The organism is uncultured Candidatus Kuenenia sp., assembly GCF_900696675.1.
Classification (GTDB): Bacteria; Planctomycetota; Brocadiia; order Brocadiales; family Brocadiaceae; genus Kuenenia; species Kuenenia stuttgartiensis_A.
The window spans coordinates 1-13,679 of record NZ_CAADGZ010000093.1; the positions used below are offsets into that span (position 1 = coordinate 1).

3 protein-coding genes are annotated in these 13,679 nt (G+C 48.1%); all 3 read right to left on the bottom strand.

Annotated features, from left to right (window positions below):
* Positions 1–379: 379 nt before the first annotated feature.
* Positions 380–11,452, bottom strand: a complete 11,073-nt coding sequence (locus tag QZT26_RS12670) for an Ig-like domain-containing protein (protein ID WP_295102590.1) — start codon at positions 11,450–11,452, stop codon at positions 380–382.
* Between the two features lie 205 nt (positions 11,453–11,657).
* Positions 11,658–13,127, bottom strand: a complete 1,470-nt coding sequence (locus QZT26_RS12675; RefSeq protein WP_164994563.1) for a diguanylate cyclase — start codon at positions 13,125–13,127, stop codon at positions 11,658–11,660.
* The coding region (locus tag QZT26_RS12680) for a hypothetical protein (protein WP_295102593.1) at positions 13,108–13,679 on the bottom strand (572 nt) is incomplete at its 5' end. The genes QZT26_RS12675 and QZT26_RS12680, both read right to left, overlap by 20 nt.

The window sequence follows — 13,679 nt, forward strand, 5'->3', positions numbered from 1 at the left end:
GTTATCATTACAGGAAGTTCTTAAGTGCTGGAATGACATTGCTTGTTCTTTAGCAGAAAATACAAGAATCCGAAAAACACAGATATCAAAATACTTCGAGCATACCTAAAACAAGTTAGCGCTTATGACCCCTTGCCCACCCCCACTGGTAGGGGATTTAAAGATTTAATGAAGCATGAAAGTAGATTTTCAAATATCATCGGCAAATCATGGTTTCATTCTTTCTTCCATGCGAAGCTGGAGCTTCTCAAACAATTACGTTCCCAAGCCCGGAGCTTGGGAACAAGCGTTTTTACCTTTTCAAAAAGCTAAAGTGTTACAATATTTTTCTTGTTGCGTAACATGAGTCGCCCGAAGATAAAGCAAAGATCTTACGTGCTTATTTTATTAAATAAACAGTAACCTTTATCTTTTTATTTACTCCCTTTGCCTTAAAATTGATGTCTGCTTTGCCTTTCCCCTTTTTAGCCTTAATGGTAAATATCACCTGTCCGTTAGCGTCTGTTTTTTGTCCGGATGGAGTAATCTTTATTTTCTCCGGATTATTTTTAGAAACCTTTGTTTTTACCTTCACGTCCTCGGCAACGCAGCCATCTTCGCCGGTTACCGTTACTATTATTTCCGCACTCTCATTTTTCACAATTTCCAACTCTTCCGGATGTGCGGCAATTGATGCGGCTATACAGGTAACCGGAGCAGGTGTTGTCGTTGGCGACGGCATTGGAGCAGTTGCCGTTGGTGACGGTGTTACCGCCGCCACAAAAGCGGTAGCTGTTACCACCCTTGGATAACCGGTGGTATTAATTTCATCGAAATAGGTAATCGTTAATGTCTCCCCTGCGGCTGCCTGAATACGTTCATATTCCAATGTGCCTCCGCTGTCTACCACCTGAATTGTTCCCACAAACGCACCTGTATCGGCGCCCGTTTCAACCATCCTCACCCTTGTAGTATTAAATGGGGACGTTTCAATAAATACATCGTTTGGCAGCACCTCTGCTTCTGTATGGTTCGTATTTCGCTCCGCATCTGCCAGCATCATTTTGGCATAGTCTCCTATAGAATAGGAGTCGGCATCAAACGAAAGTGTTGCATCAAAACTGCCGAATGTTAGTTCCCTTGAGATTGTTGCCTCTGTCAGTGCTTTGCCGGTGTATTCCACAGTGGCAGTACCGCCCTGCACTGTTTTTATAACGCCAATATTTGATCTGACATTTGAACTGGCGCCGCCGGTGGTGGCTGTTCCCGTCCTTATAGTTGCAAGGAAAGTGCCGCTGTCAGCGCCGTCCTCATTCAGGTCAAGCAGCAGGTCTTTTCCGGAATAATAGTTTACGCCAAATACCTTAATGGCGGTGGTAAGCACCTCTTCCGATGCGGAATCGGCGTTTCTGCCGAGATCCGTTACGGTGACAACTACGGTATCGCCAAAAAGATATGCCATATCCTTGCTCAGTGACATACTGACTGTGTAACCAGGCGTTGGCGCAGGAGAAGGCGTGGGCGTTTCTGCTGGTATTGTCGGAGTGGGCGTCTCCGTTGCCGGTGGAGTAGGCGACGTAACAAATATTGGCGTAGGAGTAAACTTCAGTTCAGGCGACGGCGTGGGGCTGGGCTTTGACGTTGGCGTTTGAGGCGGCGCTGATTCGGTGGTAAAACTCCAGCTATAGTTTGAATTCAGGCTGGTTCCGGCATAGTTTGCAGCACGAACGCCAGCGGTGATTGTTGCAGTATATGCGGTGCTGTATGCCAGATTTACCAATGGGGTAAATGTAGCGGCCGCTCCGTTTGCGGTTACCAACCCGGTGACTTTATTAACTCCATCGCTGAGTATAAACGTATCATTCGTAAGGGTAGAACCGTTGATATACATTGAAAAGGTTGCAGATATTGCCGTGTCTATCGCCACACTTGCTGCCCCATTGAGCGGTTTTGTCGAATTTATGGTAAGGGTTACGACCGGAGGCGGTGAAGGGGGTTCCGGCGCAGAAACGGTGGTAAAATTCCAGGTATAAGAAGAAGCCATCGCATTCCCAGCCAAATCCTTCACCCCGGTGGTAATCGTTGCCGTATAGGCAGTGGAATAGGATAGATTATTCAGTGGTGTAAATACGGCCGTCGTGCCATCGCAGGTTACTGCTCCGCTAATGCTGCCGCTACTATCGCTTAACGTAAATGAGGTTGTGGTGATGGTAGATACATTCATTGTTTCGCTGAATGTAGCAGTGGTAGCATTATTTATTGCCACGCCGGATGCACCATTGGAGGGATTCGTGGAATTCACTGTGGGCGGTGTTGTATCCGTTACTGTTCCGGTGGTAAAGCTCCATGTATATGCAGACGACATCGCATTTCCTGCCAAATCTTCCACTCCCGCTGTAAGCGCAGCCGTATAGGTGGTATTGGATGAGAGATTTGCCAGTGGAGTAAATGTGGCGATGCTCCCATGATAAGACACCGCTCCGCCAATGGTGCTGCTGCCATTGACCACTGTAAACGTGGCTATGGTAAGGGAAGAAGCGCTCATAGTCTCACCGAATACGGCAGTAATAGCGCCGTTAAGGACGACATCCGTGTCCCCGTTGGCAGGAACTGTGGAACTGACCACAGGCGCGGTGGTATCAGCCGATGCGCCGGTTGTAAAACTCCACGTGTAGTCAGATGCCATCCCATTGCCTGCCAAATCTTTCGCTCCTGTGGTAATCGTTGCTGTATAAGTTGTATTAAGCGCCAGATTTGTCAGCGGAGTAAATGTGGCGGTAGCGCCTGCACTGGTTACCGTGCCGTCAATATTACCAACGCCATCACTCAGGATAAACGTAGCCTCAGTAATGGTAGAAGCGCTCACTACCTCGCTGAACGTGGCTGCGATTGCGCCATTGTAAGCAACCCCTGTAGCGCCACTGGCCGGGCTTGTAGCGCTGACCACGGGCGCCGTGTCGTCCGTGGATGTCCCTGTGGTAAAACTCCACATATACGCAGACGCCATATTGTTTCCAGTATGATCTTTTACCTCAGTTGTTATGACGGCAGTGTAAGCAGTATCGGAGTCAAGGATACCTGACGGTATAAATTCAGCGGTTCTGTCATTGTAGGACACCGTTCCACTGATATTGCCGCCGATGTCGTCGCTTACAGTGAATGCTGCCGTTGTAATCGTAGAATTGTCCATAGCCTCGCTGAACACGGCGGCGATGGCTCTGTTGACGGAAACATCATTGTCGCCATACGCCGGGCTTGTGAAGCTGACCCCAGCCGTTACCGTCACCGTTCCGGAATTTACTGCAGTAAGACTCCCAGACGTCGCCTTTATTTCAGCAGTACCTGCAAAATGTCCGGTAAAAACCGCACTCTTACCGTCGCCGGATGAGGCAATATCACCGGAAATCACACCACCAGTGATGTTCTCAAGCGACCACGTATCTGCCGCAACATTAGCTACAAAATTATCCGAGGCATCCCGGGAAATGGCATATGCGGTAATCAGGTTGCCCGGTGTTATACCCTGCGCAGGAACAATTTCCCCGCTTCCATCCGGTTCCGTCTCTACCCCCACCTTTGTGGCTGCTCCTGCCAGTATGGTAAAGTCATCGCTTACGTCGGAAGCCAACTCGCTACTTGAAGCCGTCAGGTTCTTTGTGCCAGCCAGGTTGATACTCAGGTCATTAAATGTTGCAAGACCACTGGCCTGCGTTGTTTCCACCGTTGTCCCGCTAAGCACACCCGTTCCGGAAGACAATGTCATTGTAATTGAAACACTACCGGTAGATACATTATTTCCATAGATGTCCTGTAGCTGTACCGTCACCGATGGACTGATCGTATTTCCCGCCGTAGTATCCGAAGGTTGCTGGCTAAAACCCACCTTCGCCACCGCTCCCGCCGATATGGTAAACGCATTGCTGACGGCTGAATTTAATCCGTCACTTGATGCCGTAAGGTTTTTTGTACCCGCAATGTTGATGTTCAAATCATTAAACGTTGCGAGGCCGCTTGCATTTGTCGTTTGTAGTATTGTTCCGTTAAGTTCCCCGGTCCCGGAAGACAATGAAATCGTAATATCAACCCCGGCGGCAGCTACATTATTACCATTGACATCCTGCAACTGTACCGTTACTGCCGGGCTGATCGTAGCCCCTGCCGTGGCATCAGAAGGTTGCTGAACAAAGACCACCTTTTTTGCCGGTCCTGCTATAGTTGTAATGCTACCGCTCGTGCCCGTTAAGTTGTCAGCATCAGTTCCCGTCACGGTGTGAACAGTTCCTGCTGTCGTACTGGTGGTAAAGGTTACCGTTGCAAGGCCGTTGACGTCTGTTATGCTCGTGCCGGATGAAAAGGATCCGCCATTGGTGCTGCTCCAGGTGACTACTTTACCATCTGCACTTACTGCATTATCATTGGCATCCGCAAGTTGCGCTGTAATTGCTACGCTGCCTCCCGCTGCCGGGCTGTTGTCGTCTGAACTTACGATGTACTTGCTTGCAAAAGGTCCGGCAGTCCATTGTGAAAATGCATCTACACCGGTAAGCGATAGCGTGTTGGCGTCCGTATCTCTTGAGGGAACATACCGGCTGGGCCAGGTCGTTCCCCCATCCGTGGATTTTGCATAAATCAAATTTGCTTCGTTTATTCCGTTCAACTCGTTATCTGCATATTTTGATACGAGGGTAGCATCCAGGCCGGCGTTTGTCGTTGGGGTAATAACAAATATTCTGTTTATCCCGGCAACTCCGTCAATAGTCTGAGCAGTTCCCGTGCCTGTCTTTCTCAAAACAACCGTAGAACCCGGTGCTGAGCCAGCAGCATTTATCTGGATTCCTAAACCACCAAATGTTTCATTTACCCCCGTTGACAATGTGCGTGTTGTCTGAATATTCCCGGTAACGACACTGTCATTTGTAGTATTCCCATCAGTATCGTTTGTTTCTGACAATATTCCGGACGAACCAAGAGTCAGGGTATTACTACTCCCCGTTGTAAGTATTCCACCCGACACCGTAAGTGTCCCATTAACGGTTGCAGAACCGCCAAGTGTAACTCCACTGGAATTATTGACCTTGAGGTTTCCATAGGTAAGGGCACTGACCTCCTGCGCCTCTGTACCTGTATATTCCACGGTCAGATCCGTAAGCGTCTTGTTTGAAATGGTATATTGAGCATTAAAATCAGGAGTAGTTGCCGTCCGTGTTACTTTGACAGTACCGTTCCCGGTCAAAGCGCCGCTTCCGCTGATTACAATTGAAGCACCAGGACTCAAAACGGCATTCAGGTCAACATCCAGCGTTCCATCAATACTAAAGTTCGTATTTACAGAAACGGCAGCGCCGGTATTCGAAATCGTCAGATTGTTAAACGCCGTTGTTGTTCCGCCTATGGTTTGTGCGGCGGTTCCATTCAACGTTATTGTGCTTGTTGATGCAGTAAAGGCACCGTTATTTGTAAAGTCTCCTCCAATGGAGTGGCTAAAGCTGCCAGAGTCAAACGCAGCGCTGGAACCAATGGTGAGGCTGCCGCTAACTGTCATTGCGCCTCCTGCGGCAGCAGAAGCGGTTTCCGACATCGAGAAATCTCCGTCGATGGTCAGCGCCGATGCTGGCATGGTCTTTGTGCCGGTACCACTCAGTATGAGATGCCAATATCCCACTGTTCCGCCATTTGGATTTAACACCGTCTGATCTCCGCCGTTATACTCTACCGTATTTATCAGGAATCGTGCCCGCCATGTTCCATTATTGGTAATTGCACCGGCGATGCGCATGATATTGTCGGTGCTCATCGTCAGTTCTGCGCCGGTGTCGATGGTAATATTGTAGAAATTCGTTTCCCCGGACATTGAGGCGGCAGCGTTCGTAAAAATTACGGTGCTCGTATCGGGATTAAAAGTTCCGTTATTTACCCAGCAACCGTTGCTGCCATCAATGGTAAGCTGCGAACTTGAGGTTCCGTTCAAAATACCGCCGCTCCGGATTGTCATGCTGTTGATTGTAACGCTGGAGGGTAGTACCGGGGAATAGTTGCCAGAGGGTAGGGCAGGAATTATTACGTCGCCAGTTGCTCCCGGGACGCCGCCTATCCAATTCGCCGGGTCTGTCCAGTCCGTACTGAAATCGCCATCCCAAACAATATCTGTGGCCACCCTATTGGCAAGTGTCCACTCGAAATCTCCAAAGATTGAACTAAATGCGGCAATACCCATATTAGACAATTCAATCCAGTTGTCTGTTGTATTGAGACTTGAACTGCCACGTTCCTCTACGGCGGCTTCGGGGTCAGCATGATAATGCCATGAACTCAGATTACTTTCCGTATTCCCATTAAGTTCTGAATCGTGGTAGTGGAGTTTCACTGTAGCAACAGAGCCGCTTCCCCCGGTTCGGATAATGTCATAGTATCTCGTAATAGCAGTTGTTTTCCAGGAAGGGGCAGAGCCGATAGTAATTTTTACACTCATTTCTGTTGGCAACGTTCCTGCATCAGAAAAGGTTATCGTGGTAAACTGACTACCGAAACTATACTGGGTATTGGAGGTAATGGTTGTCCGCTTGACAATGCCTGTCACATCACCTGTTCCTACCGTAGTTGCTGAAGCGCCCATCGTAAGCGTGTTGGAGCCTATGGCAAGGTTGCCGGTCAAGGTCAAGGTTGCATTCACCGTGAGATTTGTGGTTGCTGAAACAGCGACGGTTGTATTTGAAATCGTTAAACTATTAAATGTTGTTATACTTGTGCCGGCAATGGTTTGCTCTGATGTACCATTAAATGTCACGACGCCAGTACCGGCAGTAAAGGTGCTGTTGTTTGTCCAGTTGCCTGTCAGACTCAGGGTGCTCGAATTGCCATCAAGTGTTCCTGCAGTGAGCGTTACATAGCCATTGATAATGTGAGATAATCCGCTGCCGGGATTTAACGTCCCGCCGCTCCCATTCATCGTTAATGATGCAGCCGTAACACTGCCTGTAAGAGTCGCCGTGCTTGCTGTCCTCTCAAAGGAAAGCGCCCCTGTTGTAGAGAAACCGGCGATGTTTGGCGTAGCGCTCGTTCCGCCAATGGTTATATTGGAGCCGTTAGCGGTAAACGTGGCGCTATTAGTAAAACTCCCGTTTAACGTCAGGGCATAGTTGCTTGCTGATGTGTTGAATGTCCCTCCCGTAATATTTAATGTCCCGTTCACAATTATGGCCGCCCCCAGCGTTCCCGTTCCTGTGCCGGACTTTGTAAGGTTATTAAAGGTAGTGGCATTATTGGTAATCGTTTGTGCGCCGCTTCCGTTAAAATTGACTGACCCTGTACCGGCGGTAAACGTTGCCGAACCTGTCCAGTTACCGGTCAGGCTCAGAGTACCTGAACTGCCATCGAGTGTGCCCGCAGTGAGTGTTACGTTACCGTTGATGGCGTGAGATAATCCACTGCCAAGATTTAACGTCCCGCCGCTCCCGTTCATCGTTAATGATGCAGCCGTAACATTGCCGGTAAGAGTCGCAGTGCTTGCCGTCCGTTCAAATGAAAGCGCCCCTGTTGTCGAGAAACCTGCAATGCCCGGCGTAGCACTTGTTCCGCCAATAATTATGTTAGACCCATTTGCCGTAAATGTTGCATTGTTAACAAAACTGCCGTTCAAGGTTAAAGCATAGTTGCTTGCGGATGTATTAAGCGTACCTGCCGTGATGGTAAGGTCGCCGTTTACTATGATGGCGGCGCCAAGCGTCGCCGTCCGCCCGGATTTGTCAATAGTGAGATGATGATAGGTTGTTCCCTTTACCGTTTGCGCAGCGGTCGTGCTGGTGTAGTTAACCGTATTGGAATTGACCGTTGCCGTCAGGGTAGTAATGTCTGAAGTACCGCCAATATTTAAAACAGCGCCACTGCCCTGGGTAAGCCCGCCAGAACCGCTTAAGGCTGTGTCAACGGTCAGGGTTGTGTTGTTGGTGAGGGTAACTTCTGCAACCGTCACACTGGGAATTGAAATCGCCGATGTTCCTCTGATTGCTTGGTTGTTTGTGTCAAAGGTATATACTCCCGTTCCGGCGTCAAAGGTCGCGCCGTTATGAATGATCCCTCCCTGAAAGGTCACCGCCTCATTAGCCGAATTATTCCATGTTCCGCCAGCATCAATTGTGACCAATCCTACAAACATCTTTGTTCCGGTTTTGCGTGTGATACCTAATGTGCCTGCAATACTCGTGATGCCATTTGCCGTTAAGGTGTTAGAGCCTGTATTGAACGTTCCTGCCGTTACAGTAAGGACTCCGTTCACTGTGGTGGTAGCACCCAGAGTTGCTGTATTTGACACCTTGTTAATCGTGAGATGATGATAAGTCGTTCCTTTTACCGTCTGATTGCCAGCGCCATTATAATTAACCGTATTGGGATTGGCAGTAGCAGTCAGGGTAGTAATGCCTGAAGAACCGCCGATGTTTAATACGGCGCCGCTGCCCTGTATAAGCTCCCTTCCACTGCCACTACCACTACTGCTTAAGGCAGTTTCAACCGTTAAAGTTGCATTATTCGTGAGGGTTGCTCCCGAGGCAACGGTTATTGTTGGAATCGAAAAGTCACTATCGACAGAATAATCTGTTGTAAAAGTAGCAGCGGTAAGTGATTTCGAGGCCGCCGTGCCGCTGAGTGTGCCGCCGCCTCCTGACTTCTGAAATGTCCATGTGCCCTGAGTCCCCGTGATTGACCCTGTTCCGTCTATCTGCAGATTGCCATTCATCGTAACGCCTTCTGTGACGGTGAAATCCATGGCGCCACCGTCATTTATTATAATATCGCCAAATGTCTTTGTGTTCGACTTTGAAGTGATGTTTATTGCGCCAGTTACGCTTGTTGTTCCTGTGACGGTTGATGTAACACCTCCAATACCAAGCGTTCCGGAGGTAATGGTAAGATTGCCGTTTATTGTGATAGTTGCCCCGAACGACGCCGTATTCGAGGCCTTATTAATGGTAAGGTGATTAAATGTAGTAGTCTTGCTTCCGATTGTTTGATCATTCGTTCCGGTAAATACTACGGTACCGGTGTTTGCCGGAAATGTTCCTGAGCCTGTCCAGTTGCCGTAAAGCGTTAAAGTACTCGATCCCCCATTCAATGTTCCTGCGGTTAGCACAACATTGCCTGTGATGGTGTGGTTGAATGCAGCGCCAAGATTAAACGTCCCGCCCGATGCGTTTACGGTAAGATTGCCTGCTATAGTAAGTGTCGAATCAGGTGTTTTTGTCCCTGCGCCTGAGATTGTCAGGTTTTGATAACCCGGTGTTCCGGATACAGTCTGAGTTATTCCCGATGTATATTCCACCGTTGTTCCGGAGGCGATATTTAATGTATTAAACGATGGAAACGTAGTCCCTACTGTCGCTGAGCCTAGTTTAACCGTTCCGGATGTGAGGTTAAGAACGCTGGAGCCAGATAGGGTGATTACATAACCTCCATCGCTAAAGACACTATTTGATGTTACGTCGCCAATCGTAAGCGTGTTAACTGTTATATTGCCCCCAAGGGTGCCCCCGGCGGTATTATTGACCTTCAGCGTTACATATGTTCCTGCATGTATTGCCTGGGTAGCGGAACCATTATAATTAACCACGTTCCCGCTTGCAGATGCCGTCAGGGTGGTAATGTCTGAAGTACCGCCGATGTTTAAAACAGCGTTGCTTTCCTGCGTGATCCCTCCCGTGCCGCTCAAGGCCGTGCCAACCATCAGGGTAATGCTGTTGGTAAGGGTAACGCCCGTAACGGTTACTCTGGGGATAGAAATCGCTGTTGTCCCTCCTATTACCTGGCTGTTAATATCAAAGGTTTGCACTGCCGTTCCAGCGGTAAAGGCAGCGCCGTTATGTGTAATCCCTCCCTGAAAGGTCACCGCTTCGTTAGCCGAGTTATTCCAGACACCGCCTGAATTGATCGTAACCATTCCGGTAAACGTCTTTGTTCCGGTTGTGCTCGTGATACCTAATGTTCCTGTAACACTCGTAATACCGTTTGCAGCTAAGGTATAAGCACCTGTATTAAGCGTTCCTGCCGTAATGGTAAGGTCTCCATTCACGGTAGTTGTAGCGCCAAGCGTTGCGGTTTGGCCTGATTTGTTGATAGTTAGATGGTGATAGGTAGTCCCTTTTACTGTTTGTGAAGCCGTTGTACTGGTGTAGTTGACCGTATTGGGATTGGCAGTCGCAGTCAGGGTGGTAATGGCTGAAGTGCCGCCGATGTTTAAAACAGCGTTGCTTCCCTGGGTAAGCCCACCTGTGCCGCTTAAGGCTGTGCCAACCGTTAAAATTGTGCTATTAGTGAGGGTGACTCCCGTAACGGTTATACTGGAAATGGAAATTGCCGTTGTCCCTCCGATCTCCTGGCTGTTTGTTGCAAATGTCTGCACCCCAGTTCCGGCGGTAAAGGTCGCGCCGTTATGGGTGATTCCTCCCCGAAAAGTCACTGCCTCATTCGCTGAGTTGTCCCACGTTCCACCCGCATCAATTGTAACCAGTCCGACAAAGATCTTTGTCCCTGTATCTGAAGTGATGTTTACCGTTCCGTCAATAGTTGTCGGGCCGGTAACCGTTGATGTTACTCCCCCTAAATTAAGCGTACCGGTTCCGTTAACAGAAAGATTTTCTGCAATGGTTAAAGTACCGCTATTTACCGTTGCTGTGCCATCGATGGCCAAATTTCCAAAGGTCATGCTGACAGTCGGAGCGATGGTAGTAGTTGAGGCAAGGGTGGTAGTAGCCTTGGACAGGTTAAAAGTGCCTCTCGTATTGGTAATATCTCCACCAAAGGAGATTGTTGCCGCGTCGCTGGATGTGAGATCTGAGCCAGCTCCGTTTTTGATATAATCACCAGAGAACGTTAAGGCACCGGTTGAAACTGTAATGTCGCAATTTCGTTGTTGACTTGTCGCTGCCCCTTGCAGAGTAGTCCCGCCTACGGTAAACGTACCTGTACCCACCGTGAGGGTAATATTCGTCGTGGCCGCAGTGGGTTGGGCGGTAAAATCGCCGCTGCACGAGAATATTCCTCCATTAAAGGTAATCGTCATATGCGAACCGCTTCTGGCAGGGCTCAGGTCGGCATTTACACATGAAAGGGTAACGCCGGAGGCAAGATTTATGTTATGCACTCTGGCTGTTGTAGTAATTGTATTGGTAATATCACCCGAAATGGTCAGGTTTCCATTAATTGTCAGTGTTGATGCAGCGGAATTACCATAGGTAAGTGAAGCGATTGTTGTGGAAGTGGTTATCGTAGGCTGGTTGGTAATAGCGCCGGTGCCTATCTCGACTGCATCATCTGACGCGGGAGGGAGGCTTGGGGTACCGCTAACGGTAGTCCAGTTTGATGCCGTTTCCCATGCAGAACTTGTGGCGCCGGACCAGCGAACCGTTCCTGCGGCGAGCGCTTCTGCATCACCGGCAAAGGCCAGTGTGAGTATAAAAAGTGTTAAAATTATAAACTTATTCACGTAAGTCAGGTCATCTCAAAAACTTTATGTAGAGCGAAGCGCCACTTCGCCCTGCAATTTTGAAATTACTAAACATTCCATTCTCGTTTTCAAGCCGGAACTTGGAAACGAGAATTAAATTAGGTTGGGCTTTTAAAAAACGAAAACCCAACGGCATTCATTTCTACTCACCCCTACCCCTCCCAAGAGGGGAATTTGAAATTACTTACCGGTGCGTATTTTTCCCTTCTTTCTTGGAACAATAGAGTGCATTGTCGGCTTTTTTGATTAAATCCTCCATGTCATTGCCGTCTGCCGGATATAGACTGATGCCTATGCTGACGGTAATGCCGATTTTGTCATTATTAATCAGGAATTTTTGGGAAAGTAATCCGAGAAGCTTCTTCGCCACATGATTTGCATCCTCTCTATGATTAATGTTTGTAAGGATAACCATAAACTCATCTCCCCCAAAGCGGGCAACCGTATCACATTCCCGGACGCATTCCTTCATCCTCACGGCTGCCTCCTTTAACAGCAAATCTCCCATATGATGCCCGAAGGAATCGTTAACGGCCTTAAAGCCATCCAGGTCAAGCGCCATGACGGCTGCCATCTTCTTATTACGTTTTGCCTGAAGGATGGCCATTTCCAGCCGGGCACGAAATAAATTGCGATTGGGGAGGTTGGTAAGGGCATCGTGATATGCCATGTGTTGAATACACGCTTCCGAACGTTTACGTACAATGGCATTGCCTATAATCTCAGAAACAATACGGAGCAGCATTATATCTTGTTCTTTGCAGGAGCAGCCGTTCAAAATATTTTCACAACTAATAAATCCGAATGAATCTTTGTCCGCAAATACCGGAAAGGACAATACGGATTTGACTTCCCGTTTAATCAAAAACTCTTGTTCTGCCGCTGCTTCTTTTGGCATACGGCACACCTGTGGGATATGAATAACATCGCCCGCACGCAGGTGTTTCATCCACCATGTGAATGCGAAGAAGGAAACGTCCATAAATCGACGTCTTTGAGAGGGTATGCCTTCGTTGCACCATTCATAAACATTGTCAGCCATGCCGTTATTCGTACCGGACAGCACAAGGCATACCCTGTCAACTCCGATCTGCCTGCCAATTTCTCCCTCGCCTATTGTTTGGAGTATTTTTGGAATAGCCTCATCAACAGAAACAGACTCCATCAATATGTTCGACAGTATATACAGGATTTCATGCCGCTGTTCATTTTGCTTTTGTATTGTTATATCTTCCTTTATCGCAAAAAAATGTGTTATCATTCCTTCCTCATTCATGAGGGGAGAAATAGACGCCTTCTCCCAGTAGAAACTGCCGTCTTTTTTCTTATTACAAAACACCCCTTTCCATTTTTTGCCGGAGGTAATTGTTTCCCACAAATGTTTATACTCTTCGGGAGCAGTCCTGCCGGATTTCAGTATGCGGGGATTTGCCCCTGTAACCTCTTCCCGGGTATAGCCGGTGAGTTCAGTAAATTGCGAATTTACATATTCAATAGTTCCCTTTATGTCTGTCACAATTACTGCACATGGGATTTGTTCTATTAACGTGTAAAACATGATACGTTTATCTTTTCTGCCTGTTACCGCGCTCTGCGTGGCAACAAATTGTTTTGGACGCTCTGAGTCCGGATTATTACTCGAGATACAGGGCATCTGATCCTGCATTCCCACGCGAGAGCGCTGGAACGGGAAAAAACATTACACACTCTTTCGCATTGCTTGTTTTTCGTTGGGCAATGCCCATCCTACTTAACTCACTTTGTTCTGAATGATAAGAAAGACGTTGGGTTTTGCCTTTACAACAGACATGCTGGTTACTATTGAGGCGTGTAATCTGAAGGTGGTTACGATAGAGATATGTGCGGAGTGTGAACTTGCCGAGACGAAGCGTAAAGTTTGTATTGGCTTTCGCTACTGTGATTTGTCCGAACCTAAGAATCTGTGTGCATTCAAATAAATCAAAGGCGGAAAGCGATAGCTCTGTGCTGTATACGGCTGCGCTTCGCGCAGCCGTATAACCATAGCCGTATAACCATAGCCGTATAACCATAGCCGTATAACCATAGCCGTATAACCATAGCCGTATAACCATAGCCGTATAACCATAGCCGTATAACCATAGCCGTATAACCATAGCCGTATAACCATAGCCGTATAACCATAGCCGTATAACCATAGCCGTATAACCATAGCCGTATAACCATA